The following is a 17,634-nucleotide window of genomic DNA, read 5'->3' on the forward strand; positions in this document are numbered from 1 at the left end:
CAATCAAGTTTATCGTCCTATTAAAGTATAGCCCTCGGGCGCAAGTTCGATGGCAGTAGTAGTTTCACCAAAAGTAGAAGCCCACGCATCAAAATGGGTCAGCCCTTTCTGCTGCAAGGTGTTGTACTGGAGATAGCGCATGAGGGTATACATCTCGGTCATGCTGTTGCTCAGGGGTGTACCCGTTGCAAAAATCACGCCACGGCCTCCGGTGATTTCATCCAGATAGCGGCACTTGCCGAACATATCGCTGGATTTTTGCGCCTCGCTCGTGCTCAAACCTGCGACATTACGCATTTTCGTGTACAAGTAGAGGTTCTTAAACGCTTGGCTCTCGTCCACAAACAACCTGTCTACGCCCAATTGTTCAAACGTAACCACATCATCTTTACGGTCTGTGCCTTGCAGCTTTTCCAATTTCTGCTTCAAAGACTTGCGCAGCTTTTCCAGTTGCTTTACCGTGAAATGCTCGCCAACCTGCGCTTTCGCTTCTTCGATGGCCTCCTCGATTTCATCCATCTGTTCCTGAATCAGACGCTCCTGTCGTTCTGCGGACAAGGGTATCTTTTCAAACTGGCTGTGTCCGATGATAACTGCATCGTAGTCGCCGGTCGCAATTCTCGCACAGAATTTTTTTCGATTACCGGGTTCAAAATCTTTCTTGCTGGTAACCAGCAGCTTCGCATTGGGGTACAGGCGTAAAAACTCGCTGGCCCATTGTTCCGTCAAATGGTTTGGCACGACAAAAAGACTTTTCTGGCACAAGCCCAGACGTTTCAGTTCCATAGCGGAAGCCGCCATCTCAAAACTCTTGCCGGCACCGACTTCGTGCGCCAAAAGGGTGTTGTACCCATACAGCACATGGGCAACCGCATTGCGCTGATGCTCTCGCAAATTGATCTCCGGGTTCATGCCCACAAAATGAATGTGGGAACCATCGTATTCACGGGGGCGGGTGCTGTTAAAAAGCTCGTTGTACTTCTTCACCAATAAGGCACGCCGCTGCGGATCTTTCCAGACCCAGCCAGCAAAAGCATCCTTGATGGCCTGCTGTTTCTGCTGGGCGAGGGTGGTTTCGTTTTGATTCAGCACACGCTTTTCTTTCCTATCCTCCTCGATGGTATCATAAACGCGGCTGTCACGCAAATTCAAGGTATCCTCCAAAATCTTGTAAGCGTTGGCTCGGCGGGTACCGTAGGTTTCAGTGGCCATAATGTCACCAAAGCCAGTAGCAGATTTATTGCTGATCCGCCATTCGGAAGTGTAAGGGGAGTAGCGAACGGTGATGGCATTGTTATAGCGGATACGATAGGGCGGCTGAAAAGTTTCCATCATAAACTGCTGCACAATAGAGGGGGCAAGCCATGTGGCACCCAGCCGCACATCAATTTCAGATGCCTCCAAATCTTTGGGCTGCGCCTTGGTCAGTGCGTCCACATTAACCTTGAACTCCGGGTGACTTTCCGCAGCAAGCTGTGCCATCCGCAGCTTATCGCGTACATTACCCGAAAGGTATTCGTCCGCTGTTTGCCAGCCGGCTTCCGGGTCGTCTACATCGGCGGCAGGGTCCTTGAAGATCACACCGGAAAGCTCTGCGGTGATGCGCCCGTACTCGCCGGGTGTGCCCAGCAGTTCTGCCATATAAGGCAGATCAACCTTGCCATGCTCCCCGATGGACACTGCCAGTGCTTCACTGGGGGTATCCACGCTGGTGACAACACGCTCTGGCCGAATCGTCCGCTTGGTGAACATATCTGCCTTGGACTTGAGATTTTTATTCTCGTCCAGATTCTCCAGTGAGCAGAGCAGATAGTAGGAACTGTCATCATCGAACAGGCGGGCATTTTTCTTGTCGTTGATCAGTCCGTATTTTGCAGTAAAGGCATCGTAGGCGGCGTTCAGCTTTGCCTGTGTCGCCTTAATGTCCTCGTCCGGGTAGTCGTTCAACTGCTGGTCAATCAGTTCGTTGACAATCTGCCGCAGTTCCACCATGCCAGTGACACGCCCCTTGGCGTTATCGGACAATTCCACCTGCGTCATGATGGAGTTTTCGCGGTAGTAGATCTCGCCATCCACCACAGTATAGCTGAAATTTTTCACGGTAGGATCTGCGGGCAGCGTTTTGCGCTGTGCTTCCACATCTGCGACGTCCGGGGCAGCAATCTCCACCGCAGTGTAATTGCCCTCGATGTGCTGCACCGCTTCGGCAAGCTGATCGGCAAGGCTAGTGCCATCGATGGGCGCAACGGTCAGGTCGTGACCGTATTGGGTGCTTTCCAGTTCCAAATTTCCCAGCACCATTTCCGGGTGGTCTACGAAATACTGGTTGATGGCAAAGCCATCTTCGGTCTTACCGAGCTGCACCCATGCAGGTTCGATGTCCGCAGGGCGGTCACGCTTCTGCAAAAAGAGGATATCCGAAACAACCTCGGTGCTTGCATTTGCCTTAAAAGCGTTGTTGGGTAAGCGGATGGCTCCCAGCAAATCAGCACGTTCCGCCATGTACTTGCGGGCACTGCTGTCTTTGCTGTCCATCGTGAAACGGCTGGTCACGAAAGCAATCACGCCGCCCGGTCGGATCTGGTCGATAGTCTTGGCGAAAAAGTAGTTGTGGATAGAAAAACCCAGTTTGTTGTACGCCTTGTCGTTGACTTTGTACTGACCGAAAGGGACATTACCTACGGCAAGGTCGTAAAAATCTCGGCGGTCGGTGGTTTCAAAGCCAGCAACCGTAATGTCGGCCTGTGGATATAGTTTTTGGGCGATGCGTCCGGTGATGGAATCCAGTTCCACACCATACAGACGGCTGTCAGCCATGCCAGAGGGCAGCATACCGAAAAAGTTGCCAATACCCATGGAAGGCTCCAAGATATTTCCAGACTGGAAGCCCATCTTTTCCACAGCATCATAGATGGCGCGAATTACCACCGGAGAGGTATAGTGGGCATTCAGAGTGGAAGCGCGGGCGGCGGCATACTCCTCTTCGGTGAGCAACCCTTTCAGTTGGGTGTACTCGGCAGACCAGTTTTCCTTGTTGGGGTCAAAGACATCTGCAAGACCGCCCCAGCCTACATACTGCGAAAGCACCTGCTGCTCCTCGGCGGTGGCACCGCGATGCTCCTGTTCCAGCTTGAACAGGGTGCGGATGGCTTCAATGTTCCGGGCGTACTTCTGCTTTGCACCGCCCTCGCCCAGATGGTCGTCCGTGATGTGGAAGTTCCCGGCAGGCACAGCATTCAGAGCTTCGTCTAAGGCAGCGGCATCCGGGAAGGTCTGCACCTTTCCGTCCATCACGGTAGAGATGGGCAGTTTGTCCAGTTTCTCGTCAGAGAGTTGCGGCTCAACTTGCCGCAGCCCGTCCTCGAATTGTTGCTTATTGATTACTTCGTTATCCCACGACTGTCCCTGTGCGCTGGTGTCAATGCGAACATCCGTTTCGCCTACATAGCCGATTTTGCCCTCGATGGTTCGTGTGAGAAGGTCTACCACAACATCGTCCCCGACCTTATAATCAACAGCCTTTTCGGGAGCAGCGTCAAGGGCCTCGTCCTGCTGTTCGTACAATTCCCGGACAACAGATAGCGGTTCTTCCCGAAAAATTGGCATCCGCAGGTCGGCCAGTGCCATATCCTGCAAGGAAACCTTGCCCTTATCAAAATCCACTCCGTCAATCCGAAATTTCCGGCCATCCATATTGATGATGGAGCCGATGGGCAGATAGTCCTCTTTGTGCAGATGTTTAGTCTGGTGATGAGTCCCATCTTCGTTCAATCCGGCAAGGTAAACATTATTGCCCGCAGACCACAATTCTTTTGACTTTCTTGCCCATAAACTAGGTGGAAAGCCTGTGACCTGAACTTCGCCCAGTGCTGTTTCTCTCGTAAACAAAGCACTGTTGAGAACTTTTGCGACCTTGGCAGCATCTTCTCCATAGAACATAAAATTGCTGCCAGCTTCAAATCCAACCAGAGTATCCGGGTGCTGCGCCTTTAATGCAGTGTATTCGGCTGCACTGGCGGCGTTCAGTTCAAGGGGAAAGTCGATGGCTCTTCTTTCTTTGTCCGACAGGTAGCGGTCAGACTGAATCATCAGGTCAATATATTTTTCGACCCGATCCCAGCGGAGAAGCACTTTCTGATGGTCGGGATAATGCTCAAACGTCAGACCCTTGCTGTCATGGTCAAGCCAACCACTGCTTCCGTCCAGATAAGTGTGTGAAGAACCGCCGGGGCCATACGGTGCATATTCTTTGGCAAGAGCTTTTGCCCGGAGTTTTCGGTCAGGCTGCAACTGATAAATTTTCCATATCCGAAGTTTGCTGCCTTCAACATTGGAACCTCTCCGCAGCGCATTTTCAATCTCCGCCTGCGACAAAACAAAAGCGGAGGGCGTTTTTTCGCTCTCCGCTCGGTCGACTTTTTCGATTTGCTGGGCTTCGGTGGGGATGTTCGCATCCAGAAAACTTAGCTGTAGATCAGCTCCGTCCGAATCACTTCCTCGACCTGCTCCCGCAGGCTGTTCATGTGCTGCACCCACGCTATCTGGTTCTTCTCTTTGTCCGGTGCCGGGTTCTTCGCCAGCAGATCGACTATCATCTGCTCCTTCATTGCTGCTGCGGTCTGCTCCAGTTCGGTCAGAGTCGGGTACAGGCTCCCGTTCAGGAGCATCGTGTGGTACAGCACCGGGTGCTGCTGTTTCAGAAAGTTCAGGCGCATCCTGCCGTACTTGCCCAGCGGGGTCTTTGGCTGATGCAGGGTCAGGTTCGGGAGAAGATAATCCCCGGTCTGCGTGTAACTCAGATTGCTGCTCATATTCATGCTGGCTCCTTTCATTGTTTCGGCGGCGGATGGTCGTTTTGACTGCCCGCTCTACGGTGCGCAGGACTTCGCGGCTGATGTCGCTGACTGCGGCACCGAGTGTGTAGACAGTGTCCGGGGTGGAAAAATTGTAGATAGCCTGAAAACTGTCTTTGTCAAAATAGCCATCCGGTTCAAATCCGCACCGTTCCAGCAGCGTGTAAGTGATGCTGATTGCGGCGGCAGACTTGAACTGCATTTCCAACCCGGCACTATCATAATCCATCAGCAGCGAACCGTCAACGATGGCGCTGATGTCCTCGCTGTTGTTGTCCCAGTAATCCGCCACCAGTTTCCCGGCAACATCCGCAAGCTGCTGGCTGACACGCTCTCCGCTGATGCCGTAGGTGGCGGCGAGCATTTCTGAAACCGGCTGTTTCAGGTCATCGTTGTACTGCCACAGGTCGGGGTCACGGGAATTACGGTGCACCCCGGTGTCCGACACATCGAAAACGTAGTGCAGGCGCGGGAATCCGCTGGATTCATCCAGCAGGGCGATGCCCTTAGAACCGCGCCGGACATAACGGTTCATCCGGTTGTTCCAGATGTCATAGTCGGCGCAGGCGGTGGCATCGGGCCGCTGGGCGTAGATCATCAGCTGGTCTGCAAAGGGGTACTTGTACAGCCGGGATGCGGTGGTCAGATAGTCCGTCCAGCTTTCCCAGTACCGAGTCAAGCCGTTCGCCGTGCGCTGGGCAAGGGCGAGATATTCTTCGGTTTTGCTTGGCATAGCGTTCCTCCCTTCAATCTCGTTGTAAACAAAAAAGCGAGCGGCCTTTTCAGGTCACTCGCTTATGGAATCTATGGTAGTTTATGGCGCACTTCGGCCTTCCGGTCTTGCTGCCTGCGGGCTGATACGCCTTCTGCATAAGAGCGACACCTTTGTGCTGGCTGTAGACCTGCCCAGCGGCATCAACACGGATACCGGGGAGGTTGCCGAGGGTGCTGCCCATGCAGATTTGACCGTAATCTTCGACAGTTATAAGCCTTTGCATATGGCAGAAGCTTCTGCGCCGCTGTGCGGAAAAATCATCTGTGCTGACATTGGCATCCGGGATGAATGGCACCCGGAGTTTTGACGAAGGCTTGCCGCTGCGGAAAAATACCGGGAAACAAAAAATGCCCCCGGAGGGCTTGTTGCGGCTCTCCGGGGGCATCTTATGTGCGTTGTGCCTTGGCGCACACGACCGGCGTTTTACTCGATTGCAATCAGATTCGGGTTCTCAGGCAAAGCCTTCGTCTGCTGAGGAGCAGGCAGCTCGACGTGCAGGACGCCATCCTCGAACTTTGCGTGGATGTCTTCCTTCTTCACATCGCCCACGTAGAAACTGCGTGCGCAGGTGCCGGAGAAGGATTCGTGCCGCAGATAGCGGCCCTTCTTATCCTTTTCGTCATTACTGTGGCTGCGCACTGCCTGAATGGTCAGGTAGCCGTCGTTCAGATCCATTTGAACGTCTTCCTTCTTGCAGCCCGGCAGGTCAACAGCTACTTCGTAACCGTTGTCCGTCTGTTTGACATCGGTCTTCATCATGTTTGCACCACGCTTACCAAAGGTATCACGAGCCTCACGGTTCATCATACGTTCCAGTGCAGCGTCATTCCAGAACGGATCGAAGAAATCATCGAACAGGTTTTCATGGAAAACAGTCGGCATAAGCATAAATCATTCCTCCAATCCCGGCGTTCGGGTCGGGGCAAAAAATCTGAAGCGTCCACTCGGAAGAGCTTTCCGGGGAGTCTTGCGGCTCTCCTTTTTCCCTTCCTCCTGAGCACGCCACTGTTATAGCACTGCATTTTAGCACTGTCAATAGTAGAGTGCTAATATTCACAAAAAAATAATACTTTTGCAACAATATCTTGTATCTGTCTTTCCCCCATTACCACAATGAGACAAAAATCAACACCGGGAGATGGAATCGCACACCGTTTTCTTTCCGGCTTATCCCATTTTGGCGCAAAAAAGCTAGGATTCAGTTGTTTTCCTGCTGCTTTGTATGATTTTTGCCATCGTTTTGCAGCCGCTTTTCCAGTGCGGACTGCTTGGCAAGAATGGCGTTTACTTTATCGTACAGGTCCTCAATCATGATCTCGGTCTTCAGGTTGACTTTATAGTCATTTTCCGCTCTGCGGCGGTCTTTTTCCTCCTGACGGTTCTGGCTCATCATGATCAACGGTGCCTGAATTGCCGCCACACAGGACAGTACCAGATTCAGCAGAATAAACGGATACGGGTCAAACGCTTTGGCAGCCAGCACCGTGTTGACCACCATCCAAAGAATCAGAACACCGGTAAAGGAAAAGATAAACGCCCAGCTTCCGGCAAATTTTGCAATGGAATCTGCTGCACGCTGCCCCAGCGTATACTTTTCTTTTTCGCTTTCAGGACTGACGGAGATCTTACTGTCTGCCAGCAGATTCAGCACTTCCTCATCGGTCATGTCGTGCCGGATGTCCTTGAGCACCTCTTTTAATAGTTTTCTGTTTTCCTTCATAACGGTCACTCCTCTCTCATGGATGTTCTTGGGTAGTAAACGGGAATTTATCAGTATCTCTTTTTGCATGTTTTGGGTATCGTTGCTTCATAACTCATATCAAGCAACATTTTGATTTTGTCATCTGATACGCTGCACATCCAGTGCAACAGTAATCCAGCTATCCTTGCTCATGTGATACGCCGGGAAGAAGCCGGGCTCCTCTCGTAGTGTGCCAATCAGAATTGGGTCACATTTGAAATCGACCACTTCCAGCATTTCTTCGCCTTGCAGCCCCAGCTTGTTCTTTGGTACATCCATAATCAGAGCAAACCACTTCCGATTATTACAATGCCGGAACACCTCATAATTCGGATATTTGAGCCACGGATAATCTGTCTCGGCGTTATATGTCTGATTCTAATTCTGCGCGTTTCATAACCTCACCTCTACAACTTCTAGCTTTCTGCATGTTACTATTGCATTTTGGCCGAGGGATAATCTCTTCGTTGAAAAAATAATTGACCACGATAGGCGGATCGTTGAACGGGCGTTTGATGGAATCATCATCCCGGACATACAGTAGCCCTTCCTCTTGGCAAAACTGCCGCATCTGCGCATCCAGCATTGACCAGTAGCTGCGTTCTTTTTTATTGTAAATGGTATCGTACAGCGGCAGCAGGTCTGGATGTTTTTCCGTTATATAGTCAAAAATCGTTTTCTTATAACCGCCCCGCAAGTTTAGGTTTTCCAGCCAGACCAAATTACATTGATTCTTCGCCCGGTGGATGATGGAGGGCAGGTCGGTGAGGCCGGGGAAAATCGGCGAGATAAAGCAGGTGGTGCGCACACCAGCATCATGGAATGCTTTCATAGCGGCCAGCCGCCGCTCAATGCTCACTGCATTGTCCATATCAGCGCGAAAATCTTCGTCCAGTGTGTTTGATCGACCAGGATACCCGCGCATTGGGGAATGTTTTAATGAGGTCAAGGTCACGCAGCACCAGGTCAGACTTGGTAGCAATACTGAGGCTACATTCGCTGCCCTGCATCTGCTCCAAAATGGCGCGGGTGCGGCAGACGGTTTCCTCCAGCGGCTGATATGGGTCGGTCACGTAACAGAGAAACAGTTCTTTCCCTGCATACCGCTCCGGGTGTTTGATTTCCGGCCAAAATTTAACGTCTATGAACTCTCCCCAGGGCTCCGGGTGATTGGTAAAACGCTTCATAAAAGATGCGTAGCAATATTTGCAGCCGTGGCCACAGCCCACATAAGGATTGACCGAATAATCACTCACAGGCAAATTGGATTTTGTGAGGACGCTTTTTACTTCAACGTTTCAGATGATTGGCTCCATTGTATGTATGCTCCTTTGATTTTGCTTATTTTTCACGGGACAGTTTCATCATATCCTTCATATCGGCAAAACCGATTGTTTGATACAGCGGCCTGCCTTTGTTTGAGGTTTCAAGATAAATTTTTGAAATATGCCGCTGACGAGCCTGCTCTACAAGCCACCTGACGATCCTGTTCCCTATGCCGTGTCCGCGAAACTGCGGCCGGGTATAAATGTTCATCAGGTAGGCACATTTCCCGTTTAGATTGTCCGGTGAGGGCATCTCATGATAGAGGCATATCCCGCCGCAGCCGACGATTTCCTCCCCTACGTAGGCAAAGCAGGCAATATGTCCGCCCTGCGGCAGTTCTGTTTGATAGTAGCGGCGATTTTCCGATTCCAGCTCTGTTACAGACCGCTCCGAGGGGATGGAGAATACCTCATGCAAGACTTCCATTCGCCATTGCATCAATACATTCAGGTCCTGGATCGTGGCCTGCCGGATCTGAATCTCCATTATAATGCCCCCGCTTTCATTACCACCGGCAGTTTCGACACATCCGGCTTACCGTTGACATTCAAAGGAATCTGCTTCATCTTCACAAAGAACTCTGGGATCATAAAGGAAGTCAAATTTTCAGACAGTTCTTTTTTTACTTCCGAGACTTTCAGCTTATTGTCGGAAGGCACCACATAGGCGGTCATATAGGACAGTCCATCCTCGTCTGTAAAAGCCCGGACAATAGCCTGCTGCACATCCTTGCACCGATAGAGCCGGGACTCCACCTCGGCAAGTTCCACCCGCTTGCCGTAAATCATGATCTGGTCGTCCTTGCGGTGCAGGAATGCAATGTTGCCATCCGGCAGGATATAGCCCAAATCGCCGCTGCGGTACATGGTGCTACCGTCCGGCTGCCGCTCAAAAGCTCTGTTTTCCTCGGCATGGTCGCCAATGTAGCCCAGAGATACACCGCCGCCATAAATGCAAATCTCACCCGTCTGCCCTTTGGCAACCTCGTTGCCAGATTGATCCAGAATCCTGATTTGCGCACCTAGTACAGGATGACCGATGGGATAGGTACCGTCCTCCAGCACAGTTCCACTATTACAACGGTAATAGGAGGCGCAGACCGTTGTCTCGGAGGGGCCGTAGGTGTTGTAAACCTCTGCTTTGTTCAGCAGGTGATCCACATAAACGCCCCGCAACACATCGCCGCCGCTGATAAGCAGCCGCAGAGAGGACGGAATGACAGACAGGTGGTTCATTTCTGCCAGCAGATACGGAAAGCCGCTGATCATAGTCACATGGTGGCGTTCCACAAAAGCCATCAATGCATGGATGTCGGCCTTATCCTCGTCAGCGGGGATGGCCAGAGCGGCACCATTCAGCAGACTGGTGAACACTTCCTCCACAAAGATGTCAAAAGAACAGACGGAATATTGCAGCATGACATCACCGGGGCCGGGATGGAACTCGTTGGCAAAGGCACGGACATAATGGCAAACATTGCGGTTGGTGACACAGACACCTTTGGGCCGCCCGGTGGTACCTGACGTATACAGCACATAGGCGGGGCGTTCCGGGTCTTCGATGGCGTTGCGCTTCCAGGAGGGCGTCTCCACGCCGCAGATCTCACAATCTGTATAGCGGATGGGGAAACTGCTCAGTTTGGGCGCAAAGGCGTGTTCCGTCAGCACAAAATCCACCTGTGCCTCGGTCATCATGTCATGGATGCGCCCGGTGGGAAAATCCGGCTCGGCTGGGACATATCGGCCGCCGCATTTGAGTACCGCCAGAATCGAGGCAATCATCTCGGTTCGGTGACGCATGACGATGCCGATGCTGTGTACTTCCTGCGGAAAGCTGCACGTGATCATATCCACCATGTTGGACAGCTCTCCAAAAGTCATGGTGCGGTCGTTTTCAATGATAGCCGGGGCATTTTCATGTTCTTTAACTACCTTCTGAAAAAGCGAATAGATCGTATCCATCGTTTTATCTCCTTGTCGGTTTATCTATTTAATATCCAGTGAATGCCAGCCGCTGTGCGCTTGTTGCACGCCTGATAGTGGCTGCCACTGTTCAGTACGAAGGTGGTTTCGATGCCTTTCCCGTGGCACAGTGTTTCTATCTCCTGCGTATTCTGCTGCACAACGTTCAAAATCGGATTATCGGTGGAGCTCTCCTTGTCTCCGAGAGAAAAATACAGACAGTCAGGTTTGCGCTTCATCTCATGGGAGCACACATATTCCATGATGCCATCAAACCAGAAGGAACCTGACATACTCGCTGCGCGGGCAAACACATCCGTTTGGTAGAGAGCGTAGAGGGCGAACAGCCCGGCCAGCGAGTAACCGGCGAGGCCCCGCCAGGCGGGCGCACCGGGAAGGAGCGCTTCCGCTTCCGGCATAATTTCATCCAGAAGCAGTTTCAGGTAATCATCCGCACCCCCGGTGCAGGGCGTATCGTGTTTAGAGATCGGCCCCATATACCACGGTGTCATGTCATGATCCCATTTCAGCTGACTGACCGCCACCAGACAGAAATCTGGGCAGCCGAGCGCCATCAGGTTTTTATACACACTGTTAACGGCATTGGAAAAGGTGTTGAGATAGATAACTGGGCTGCCCGGCTTTGCGCTTGGGTATATGTCCACTCTTTTTTGTTCTATGGTTAAAGAAGTCACCTTGTTGCCTCCTCTCTTGACGATTCATTGTATAAATATTGTACGGTATCCGAAAACGAAAGCAAGTACGCAGAAAGTTCGTACATAGTATCAAACTACTGACCAAGGCTATAAACAGGAGGAAGTAGCCGTTGGCGATGTTGTCTGTCTATATGTTACGGCCCCGGTTTCCGCTGTTCTATATCGGTGCGAAGCTACAGAAGTCAATATTCCTTACCATTATGATGATGGCAACGTACATATGAACCATGTGATGAGATTGAAAAAGCTGGATCAGTACAACCCGTCTTTTCTCCCGTTTGAGAAGCTGAAAGCCTATGGGATTGGTGCGGTACGTGGGCCACGAAGAATGCCTCACAGTCTGATTTGCGAACTGGAAAGGAATCGGTATGAGCAGTGATATTTGGAATCCCTGGCATGGCTGCCGCAAATACTGTGAGGGCTGTGACCACTGCTATATGTACTATCTGGACAATGAACGGGGCAAATCAGGCGGGGAAATTTATAAAGTCAAGACAAATTCCGAGTTGTCGAGTTCAGTATACCACACCAAATGGCATTGTAAAAGAGCTTATGTACGCCGCCCGCAGGCGGCAAAAGTCAGTTCGGGGGAAATTCCAGTTCGGAGAACTCTGCATCGGTCAGCAGTTTCAGCTTTTCGATAACTCCCTCTGACAACTCCCGCAGGGCGATTTCGTCGGGCATCAGGTAGCACTGCATGAGCCGCAGTTCGTGGATAAGCCCCAGCCGGGTGCCGGTGTTGTAGAGCATCATCAGCATCAGTTCTTCATGGTCAAAGTTCATGTCCATTCCTCGCTTTCCGGCAGACAGTGGGATTGCACTCCGGGGCATCGCACTTTTCCTTGAGATTCATCAGCACCGAAGGACGTTCCGGCTTTGTATCCAGAAACCCCGGCAGTTCCTTGAAGCCGATGCTGTCCACATAATGCACAGACACCTCGCCATTGCGTTTGAGTGCGATCACATCGCTGACCGACAGGCTGTGCCCCTCAAAATCCTGCGGACGGGAGAGGTTGAACATCTGAAATAGTTCTTCCAGAACCTCGTTGTCCGGCACATCCTGCCACATGGCGGGCAGATCAGCATAGTAGGTGACCTCGTAATGCTCCGGGTCGGGCGTTTTGCCTCGACGATTCAACTCCCGCATAGAAGCAAATCTTTCATCAAGGATTTTTTCGTCATGCCGCAGCTGCATCACCATATAAACATCGCACCCTGCGTTCAGAAACTTCTGCGGGATGTCTGTCATGGGTCCACCGTCAAAATTCTGGTTCCATTTTTGCTGCATCGTCCACCTCACAGTTCTGGCGCAGAACGTGCAGAGGATTTTGGCGCAGACGCATCACTTGCCAGTTCTGCCAGCTTTTCCAGTGTGGAAGGGCGATGGTCTGCACTCAGTTCCTCGGCTTCCGCAACTTTATCCATGACTGCATCGTAGTCCTGCAGTAGCCGCCGGCCCTTTTCCATGTGGTGTGCTTCCAGAATCTGCTCACGGGCTTCCTGAATGGTCAGTTCCGGGGCACCCAGCTGCCCGCCGTCCATCACAGAATAATCGCTGTGGTAGAGGGTGTAGTCCCATCCATCCTCACAGGACTGGATGGCAAGGTAGCCTTTGCCGCCCAGTTCCCATGCAGCCTGCTCGTCTTGTGTCTGAATTTCCGGGTAGAAGTCGGCATGGTTCCGTTCCATGACCTCGGCAAACTGGCAGATGTGGAACACATTGCCCAAACCGCCCATGTCAAAGTGGTAATCATCCAGATGTTCCAGCCGTGCCGTAAAGCTGCGCCCATCCGGGTAATCCACCTGTACAACTCCGCCATCGGGAATGCGGTAGAGGTCGTCATAGTGGCTGTTGATGAGACGAATATCCTTCGGCAGCGTTTCAGGCTCCCAGATGCGCCGTCTGCCGATACCAGCTTGCGGGATGTTTTCGAGGATCTTTACGCTTTCCTGTTGGATGGCCTTGCGGTCATCGTCCGAAAGTTCAAACAGATACCAGTTCCGGGCAGCAGGAATGGCGTTCCTGCCATCGGGCGGCAGGTTCTTTTCCGAGATCTGCCCGCTTTCCAGCGGCTCACCAGTTACCTTGTTATAAGTGGCAAAGCCGACCCCTGCACCGTTTTCCCGGAGATGCAGATAGCGTTCATCGTTGATAAGGTAGACCGCTTCTTTTATCTGCTCCATCAGCACCCACCTTCAAATTCCAGCGAAAACTTGCTGCGGCCATCGGCTTCACAGGACAGCAGCACGGTGGCATTGTAGGTCTTGCCCTTGGCACTCTTGCAGTCCTTCAGCCGGACCCGACCATCCCGCAGCAGCTTGTCCGCCACATGAGCGTCCAGCCGCTTGCCCAGACGCTTGAAGAACGCATTGTCCTTCCACAGGACAAAACGGCACTCCCGGTTCTCGCAGAACCAGCCTTTTTCACGCTCCACAACATTTGCACCGCAATTCGGGCAGACACCAATGATTTTGTTTTTCATAAGCGCATTCACTCCTTTTTTCATTTCCGTGTTCTTTACCAGTTCGGTAATCATCGTATTGATTTCGGTCATAAATTCACTCGGCTCCATTTCGCCACGTTCGATTTGCAGCAGCTTTGTTTCCCAATCGGCGGTCATTTCCGGGGATTGAATTTCTTCGGGCATCACGGTGATGAGGGCTTTGCCCTTGTCGGTGGGCAGCAGCACCTTGGTTTTCTTGGTGCCCTTCCGCTCCAGAAAGCCCTTCTGCACCAGTTTTTCGATAGTAGCCGCTCTGGTAGCCGGAGTGCCGATGCCCTGACGCTCCACGCCCTCCGGCATACTGTCTGCACTGGCGGTTTCCATCGAGTGTAACAGGGTGTCCTCTGATACGTTTTGTCAAGGGTGTTTAAGAACTTTTTTCGCTGTCATTCAAAATCAGACGCTTGATTTTGTCGCTCATGGTTTCTTTACTCGTTTCACTGAAATGGATTTTGACGCGGTAGGTGGTCTTTCCGATTTTCTTTATCATTACAGGTGGCGCGGTTTCCTTTACGGTCAGAGGGGAAGCGGTTGCGGGGGTGCTGCGGTTGCTGGTGTCGTTGTTCATAGGCTCTCCTTTCCATGAGAAAAGCCCCATGCGGTCATACATGGGGCGGTGGTTTTGAGGTTGAAGTGGCGAAGTGGCAAAGTGGCAAGGTATCTGGGTTTTGCCACTTGGATTTTGCCGTTTCACTTTTTAAGAGCGTGATACAGCCGAAACGCCGCCTTTACCGTCCGGAGGACAGTCCGGGCAGACAGCTTGGTGGTAGAGATCATAATGTTGAATGACTTCTGTTCGATTTCTTCCTGCACTGCCATCACCTCCCGTGCAGCAGGGTGATTTTAGCGGTCATACTCTGCCGGAGGCTTGGTGCGGGGCTTTTCTGCGGGAGGTTCATCAGGCACCGGCAGCACCAGCAGACGGTTGCCCAGTTTCAGAAAGGCTTCCGGCTGATGGAAAAGCTGCTCGTACTTCTGCGCCATTTCCGGGGAGAGCGATACAAAATCTTCCTCGCCCAGACCTACCACCAGAAAGGTTCCGGCAATGACATCGTACATCAGCCCGTCCTCGTCCCACAGGGCACGGTTCAGCGGCAGACCCATAAGCTTGCCGTCATCGTTATAGACGATGGCAACCGGATCTTCAAAAGGGTAGCTTGCGCCGATGGAGCCGCCCACCGCCTGCTGCAAGGCTTTCAGGTCGTTATCGATCTCGACCTGCTGCGGATACTGCCCCGGTGCAATTTTCAGCACCGACAGAGTGTTCTCGTTCTGTTCCATTATCTTCCTCCTCAAATTTGATAGTGATTTCCTGCCCAGCACGGGCGGCGTTCAACAGAGCTGCCACAAAGAAGCCGGAAAAGGCACCAGCTTCAAAAATGATAAACGAATAAATATAATTCATAGCAAACCTCCTACATTGACTGAACTGTGAGAAGAATCCTCTCAGGGAGGACGAGGAGCGCTAGATGCGGTGACGGTATGCTTAGTGGAAACATTGGCATGAGTATGCGGTGCGGCATCGGTAGAAAAATAGTCGTACAGAGCATCCCGCAGAGAATGGAAGCAACGAGCATGGTAGTCGTGCAGACGGAGAACCAGAATCTTCAAAACATCAACGGCGGAACAGTAAAAGTCCTCCGTGACTTCTGCGAAACTCTCATAGCGGGTCATTTCGGTATCCATGCTGCACCTCTCAGTCAATGCAGATGCAGACCATCTTCTCGCGGCCAGCCATCAGAGGGACGCTGTTCTCGGCCAGATAGCACTGAATCAGATACAGGTCACTGGTGGTAAGGGCAACAAAGCTGCCATTGGTATCGTAGCGAACAAAGACAACGGCACCGGACAGATACCGCTTGCCAGCCAGTGTGATGACCTGACGAGGGTCGTAACAGAGAGCCAGCGGCACATCTTCACTGATGCTGTAGCAGGAATCTGCTTCATCGAAGCAAGGCAGGTAACTGCGAACGTTCGCCAGCGGAGTGATAGTCAGTTCGATCTCCGGGGCAATCACGGCGGCGTAAACTTCATCATCGCCGAGCTGCCGCTCCAGCACATCGCTCATCTTGTTGAAGAAGTCGGTCACAGCATTGTCCATGTGGTTGATCTTCTGGTTCATGGCTTCGATGGTCTTTGCGGTCTTGAGATCAATGGTAGTGTTCATAGTGCTTTTTCTCCTAATTTTTGCAAAAAAGAAAGACCCGGTTGGGTCTTACATTCAAAATGTATGTTAGCGTTCATTCTGCCGCTGCTGTTTGCGTTGCCACTGATCCAGCAGCTTGATGATAGTGTCCTCCATCTGTTTCGGGGTGAAGCTGCGCGGGAAATACTTCCGCAGGGTGTCGTTTTTGATGACCACTTTGTCCAGTTCGTCCTTTTTTTCTTCTCCCATGACAGCAAAGGCAACATCATACGAGAAGTGCCCTTCCTGTGCCAGCTTTTTGAGCCGTTGCGCTTGGGAAAGGGATGGAGCATTCTGGGTGTCTTGCATCGCTTCTAAAAAATCCCGCTGTTGGCTTTCGTCCAGATAGGACAACTCCACAGCGGGATTAAAAGCAATTTTCTTTTCGTCTACCATATCCAGCAGTTCCGGGATGAGGTTGGTCAGGCGGATAAAACGCTGGACTTGCTTATAACTTTCGCCTGTTCCTTCAGCAACAATCTCTGTACTGCGTTTCCCGAAATAATCTGGGACAACTTGTCCCACATTTTTGGGTCGTCCAACAGTTCGCTCGATTGCTTCCAGCTTCATCTTGTAAGCGAAAGCCCTCTCGCTTGGCAAGATGGTTTCGCGTTGAAGATTGCTGTCCACCATGAGCAAAACGGCGGCATCATCATCCATCTGACGGACGATAACAGGCAGCGTATCCAGCCCAGCAAGCTGTGCAGCGTGCTGACGGCGGTGCCCGGAGATGATCTCATAGCCACCCTCCGGGCGTGGGCGGGCGATCAGCGGAGACAGCACGCCGTACTGCTCCACGCTTTCCACCGTGCGCTGCATGGATTCATCGTCCAAGACCTTAAAGGGGTGGTTTTTGAAGGGAAACAGCTCCCCGATGGAAATCTGCTGCACCTGTTCCCGCTGCTGCTCCTGCCGGGATTCCTCGGTGGAGAAAATGTCATCTGCCCCTTTCAGCGACACGTTTAAGCTGTTTTTCGGCATTCGCCATCACCTCCTCGGTCAGAGATTTATAGGCTTCTGCAACCTTGCCCTTGGGGTCGTGCTGGAAAATGCTCTTACCCACGGCACTGATCTCCGCAGCACGGACAGACCGGGGAATGGTCTGGTCAAACACTTTGATCTTGCTGCCGTAAGCGCCCCGAATCAAATTGTCGATCTGCTGTCCATAGTTGGTGCGGCTGTCGGTCATGGTCAGCAGGATGCCCTCAATTTTCAATTTCGGGTTGATCTGCCGCCGGACTTTCTGCACAGTCTGCAAAAGCTGTTCCAGACCTTTTGCAGACAGATACTGCGCCTGCACCGGAATCAGGATGGTGTCTGCTGCTGCCAGTGCATTGACGGTCAGCATCCCAAGGGAAGGGGTACAATCCAGCAGAATGAAATCATAGTCGTGCTTTGCACTGTCCAGCACCTGTTTCAGCATCTTTTCCCGGTTCATGCAGTTGACAAGGGAAACTTCCAGCCCTGCCAGTTCAATGTTTGCCGGAATCAGGTCAACGCCCTCTGCATGGTGCAGGATGCCTTCACCGGGCGGAATGCTCTGATCGTTCATGGCTTTTGCCATCAGGGTGGA

At 52.0% G+C, this 17,634-nt stretch carries 21 protein-coding genes and 3 pseudogenes; 3 read left to right on the forward strand and 21 right to left on the reverse strand.

What is annotated here, in order from left to right:
• Window positions 1-30: 30 nt before the first annotated feature.
• A pseudogene (locus MTP36_RS04530) lies at window positions 31-4,536 on the reverse strand (DEAD/DEAH box helicase family protein); the annotation flags it as partial.
• Window positions 4,464-4,817 (reverse strand): TnpV protein, encoded by a 354-nt coding sequence (locus tag MTP36_RS04540; RefSeq protein WP_117930556.1) that lies wholly within the window; start codon window positions 4,815-4,817, stop codon window positions 4,464-4,466. The gene MTP36_RS04540 and the pseudogene MTP36_RS04530, both read right to left, overlap by 73 nt.
• Between MTP36_RS04540 and MTP36_RS04545 the strand changes: the two genes are divergently transcribed.
• Window positions 4,816-5,223, forward strand: coding sequence for a hypothetical protein (locus tag MTP36_RS04545; protein WP_249253816.1), 408 nt, complete (start codon window positions 4,816-4,818; stop codon window positions 5,221-5,223). The two genes, MTP36_RS04540 and MTP36_RS04545, sit on opposite strands and share 2 nt — an antisense overlap.
• 427 nt (window positions 5,224-5,650) lie before the next feature.
• Window positions 5,651-5,935, forward strand: a complete 285-nt coding sequence (locus MTP36_RS04550) for an NAD(P)H-hydrate epimerase (RefSeq protein WP_249253818.1) — start codon at window positions 5,651-5,653, stop codon at window positions 5,933-5,935.
• A gap of 116 nt (window positions 5,936-6,051) precedes the next feature.
• Here the strand turns inward: MTP36_RS04550 and MTP36_RS04555 are convergent, their stop codons facing one another.
• The 7 genes and pseudogenes from MTP36_RS04555 to MTP36_RS04585 all read right to left on the reverse strand — a co-directional run bounded on the left by MTP36_RS04555 (window position 6,052) and on the right by MTP36_RS04585 (window position 11,351).
• Window positions 6,052-6,516: an Hsp20/alpha crystallin family protein gene (locus tag MTP36_RS04555; RefSeq protein WP_005924644.1), complete on the reverse strand. Its 465-nt coding sequence runs from the start codon at window positions 6,514-6,516 to the stop codon at window positions 6,052-6,054.
• 310 nt (window positions 6,517-6,826) lie between these two features.
• Window positions 6,827-7,417 carry a DUF1003 domain-containing protein gene (locus MTP36_RS04560; RefSeq protein ID WP_249253820.1) on the reverse strand — a complete coding sequence of 197 codons (591 nt, stop codon included), beginning with the start codon at window positions 7,415-7,417 and terminating at the stop codon, window positions 6,827-6,829.
• Between the two features lie 51 nt (window positions 7,418-7,468).
• The gene (locus MTP36_RS04565) at window positions 7,469-7,690 is read right to left on the reverse strand and encodes an MmcQ/YjbR family DNA-binding protein (protein WP_226815879.1); all 222 of its coding nucleotides are present in this window, start codon (window positions 7,688-7,690) and stop codon (window positions 7,469-7,471) included.
• 43 nt (window positions 7,691-7,733) lie between these two features.
• Window positions 7,734-8,631: pseudogene (locus MTP36_RS04570) on the reverse strand (radical SAM protein).
• Window positions 8,632-8,710: 79 nt separating this feature from the next.
• Window positions 8,711-9,181 (reverse strand): GNAT family N-acetyltransferase, encoded by a 471-nt coding sequence (locus MTP36_RS04575; protein WP_005924656.1) that lies wholly within the window; start codon window positions 9,179-9,181, stop codon window positions 8,711-8,713.
• On the reverse strand, window positions 9,181-10,656 hold the full coding sequence (locus tag MTP36_RS04580) for an amino acid adenylation domain-containing protein (protein ID WP_055058585.1): 1,476 nt from the start codon (window positions 10,654-10,656) through the stop codon (window positions 9,181-9,183). Before MTP36_RS04580 ends, MTP36_RS04575 begins: the two co-directional genes overlap by 1 nt.
• A gap of 20 nt (window positions 10,657-10,676) precedes the next feature.
• Complete coding sequence (locus MTP36_RS04585; protein ID WP_044960443.1) at window positions 10,677-11,351, reverse strand: alpha/beta hydrolase; 675 nt, start codon at window positions 11,349-11,351, stop codon at window positions 10,677-10,679.
• 389 nt (window positions 11,352-11,740) lie between these two features.
• On the opposite strand from MTP36_RS04585, the gene MTP36_RS04590 reads away from it, so the two are divergent.
• Complete coding sequence (locus MTP36_RS04590) at window positions 11,741-12,016, forward strand: DUF5131 family protein (protein ID WP_249253822.1); 276 nt, start codon at window positions 11,741-11,743, stop codon at window positions 12,014-12,016.
• Here the strand turns inward: MTP36_RS04590 and MTP36_RS04595 are convergent.
• The 12 genes and pseudogenes from MTP36_RS04595 to MTP36_RS04645 all read right to left on the reverse strand — a co-directional run bounded on the left by MTP36_RS04595 (window position 11,952) and on the right by MTP36_RS04645 (window position 17,625).
• The gene (locus tag MTP36_RS04595) at window positions 11,952-12,155 is read right to left on the reverse strand and encodes a transposon-transfer assisting family protein (RefSeq protein ID WP_249253824.1); all 204 of its coding nucleotides are present in this window, start codon (window positions 12,153-12,155) and stop codon (window positions 11,952-11,954) included. The two genes, MTP36_RS04590 and MTP36_RS04595, sit on opposite strands and share 65 nt — an antisense overlap.
• The gene (locus MTP36_RS04600; RefSeq protein ID WP_249253826.1) at window positions 12,145-12,621 is read right to left on the reverse strand and encodes a YodL domain-containing protein; all 477 of its coding nucleotides are present in this window, start codon (window positions 12,619-12,621) and stop codon (window positions 12,145-12,147) included. Before MTP36_RS04600 ends, MTP36_RS04595 begins: the two co-directional genes overlap by 11 nt.
• A gap of 47 nt (window positions 12,622-12,668) precedes the next feature.
• On the reverse strand, window positions 12,669-13,556 hold the full coding sequence (locus MTP36_RS04605; protein ID WP_249253828.1) for an LPD16 domain-containing protein: 888 nt from the start codon (window positions 13,554-13,556) through the stop codon (window positions 12,669-12,671).
• Window positions 13,556-14,215, reverse strand: a pseudogene (locus MTP36_RS04610) (DNA topoisomerase); the annotation flags it as partial. The pseudogene MTP36_RS04610 and the gene MTP36_RS04605, both read right to left, overlap by 1 nt.
• A 28-nt stretch (window positions 14,216-14,243) precedes the next feature.
• Window positions 14,244-14,444, reverse strand: a complete 201-nt coding sequence (locus tag MTP36_RS04615; protein WP_249253832.1) for a transposon-encoded TnpW family protein — start codon at window positions 14,442-14,444, stop codon at window positions 14,244-14,246.
• 122 nt (window positions 14,445-14,566) lie between these two features.
• On the reverse strand, window positions 14,567-14,689 hold the full coding sequence (locus tag MTP36_RS15940; protein ID WP_256466536.1) for a hypothetical protein: 123 nt from the start codon (window positions 14,687-14,689) through the stop codon (window positions 14,567-14,569).
• A 30-nt stretch (window positions 14,690-14,719) separates the two neighbouring features.
• On the reverse strand, window positions 14,720-15,157 hold the full coding sequence (locus tag MTP36_RS04620; RefSeq protein ID WP_249253834.1) for a DUF3846 domain-containing protein: 438 nt from the start codon (window positions 15,155-15,157) through the stop codon (window positions 14,720-14,722).
• The gene (locus tag MTP36_RS04625) at window positions 15,081-15,281 is read right to left on the reverse strand and encodes a hypothetical protein (RefSeq protein WP_215674057.1); all 201 of its coding nucleotides are present in this window, start codon (window positions 15,279-15,281) and stop codon (window positions 15,081-15,083) included. The genes MTP36_RS04620 and MTP36_RS04625 overlap by 77 nt, the downstream gene beginning before the upstream one ends.
• Before the next feature lie 41 nt (window positions 15,282-15,322).
• Entirely contained in the window at window positions 15,323-15,562 is a 240-nt protein-coding gene (locus MTP36_RS04630; RefSeq protein WP_120081570.1) for a hypothetical protein, read from the reverse strand.
• A 10-nt stretch (window positions 15,563-15,572) separates the two neighbouring features.
• Window positions 15,573-16,043 (reverse strand): hypothetical protein, encoded by a 471-nt coding sequence (locus tag MTP36_RS04635; protein ID WP_117530049.1) that lies wholly within the window; start codon window positions 16,041-16,043, stop codon window positions 15,573-15,575.
• Between the two features lie 66 nt (window positions 16,044-16,109).
• On the reverse strand, window positions 16,110-17,042 hold the full coding sequence (locus MTP36_RS04640; RefSeq protein ID WP_249253836.1) for a ParB/RepB/Spo0J family partition protein: 933 nt from the start codon (window positions 17,040-17,042) through the stop codon (window positions 16,110-16,112).
• Window positions 16,999-17,625 (reverse strand): ParA family protein, encoded by a 627-nt coding sequence (locus MTP36_RS04645; protein ID WP_330220870.1) that lies wholly within the window; start codon window positions 17,623-17,625, stop codon window positions 16,999-17,001. Before MTP36_RS04645 ends, MTP36_RS04640 begins: the two co-directional genes overlap by 44 nt.
• Between the last annotated feature and the right edge of the window lie 9 nt (window positions 17,626-17,634).

Source organism: Faecalibacterium sp. I4-1-79, from assembly GCF_023347235.1.
Taxonomy (GTDB): Bacteria; Bacillota; Clostridia; order Oscillospirales; family Ruminococcaceae; genus Faecalibacterium; species Faecalibacterium tardum.

Coding starts and splice junctions, on each gene's coding strand:
- MTP36_RS04540 (WP_117930556.1), bottom strand. CDS start 4,817: ATGAATATGAGCAGCAATCTGAGTTACACGCAGACCGGGGATTATCTT.
- MTP36_RS04545 (WP_249253816.1), top strand. CDS start 4,816: ATGCTGGCTCCTTTCATTGTTTCGGCGGCGGATGGTCGTTTTGACTGC.
- MTP36_RS04605 (WP_249253828.1), bottom strand. CDS start 13,556: ATGGAGCAGATAAAAGAAGCGGTCTACCTTATCAACGATGAACGCTAT.
- MTP36_RS04600 (WP_249253826.1), bottom strand. CDS start 12,621: ATGACAGACATCCCGCAGAAGTTTCTGAACGCAGGGTGCGATGTTTAT.
- MTP36_RS04615 (WP_249253832.1), bottom strand. CDS start 14,444: ATGAACAACGACACCAGCAACCGCAGCACCCCCGCAACCGCTTCCCCT.
- MTP36_RS04595 (WP_249253824.1), bottom strand. CDS start 12,155: ATGAACTTTGACCATGAAGAACTGATGCTGATGATGCTCTACAACACC.
- MTP36_RS04645 (WP_330220870.1), bottom strand. CDS start 17,625: ATGGCAAAAGCCATGAACGATCAGAGCATTCCGCCCGGTGAAGGCATC.
- MTP36_RS04580 (WP_055058585.1), bottom strand. CDS start 10,656: ATGGATACGATCTATTCGCTTTTTCAGAAGGTAGTTAAAGAACATGAA.
- MTP36_RS04575 (WP_005924656.1), bottom strand. CDS start 9,181: ATGGAGATTCAGATCCGGCAGGCCACGATCCAGGACCTGAATGTATTG.
- MTP36_RS04620 (WP_249253834.1), bottom strand. CDS start 15,157: ATGGAACAGAACGAGAACACTCTGTCGGTGCTGAAAATTGCACCGGGG.
- MTP36_RS04590 (WP_249253822.1), top strand. CDS start 11,741: ATGAGCAGTGATATTTGGAATCCCTGGCATGGCTGCCGCAAATACTGT.
- MTP36_RS04555 (WP_005924644.1), bottom strand. CDS start 6,516: ATGCTTATGCCGACTGTTTTCCATGAAAACCTGTTCGATGATTTCTTC.
- MTP36_RS04630 (WP_120081570.1), bottom strand. CDS start 15,562: ATGGATACCGAAATGACCCGCTATGAGAGTTTCGCAGAAGTCACGGAG.
- MTP36_RS04625 (WP_215674057.1), bottom strand. CDS start 15,281: ATGAATTATATTTATTCGTTTATCATTTTTGAAGCTGGTGCCTTTTCC.
- MTP36_RS04635 (WP_117530049.1), bottom strand. CDS start 16,043: ATGAACACTACCATTGATCTCAAGACCGCAAAGACCATCGAAGCCATG.
- MTP36_RS04560 (WP_249253820.1), bottom strand. CDS start 7,417: ATGCAAAAAGAGATACTGATAAATTCCCGTTTACTACCCAAGAACATC.
- MTP36_RS04550 (WP_249253818.1), top strand. CDS start 5,651: ATGGAATCTATGGTAGTTTATGGCGCACTTCGGCCTTCCGGTCTTGCT.
- MTP36_RS04640 (WP_249253836.1), bottom strand. CDS start 17,042: ATGCCGAAAAACAGCTTAAACGTGTCGCTGAAAGGGGCAGATGACATT.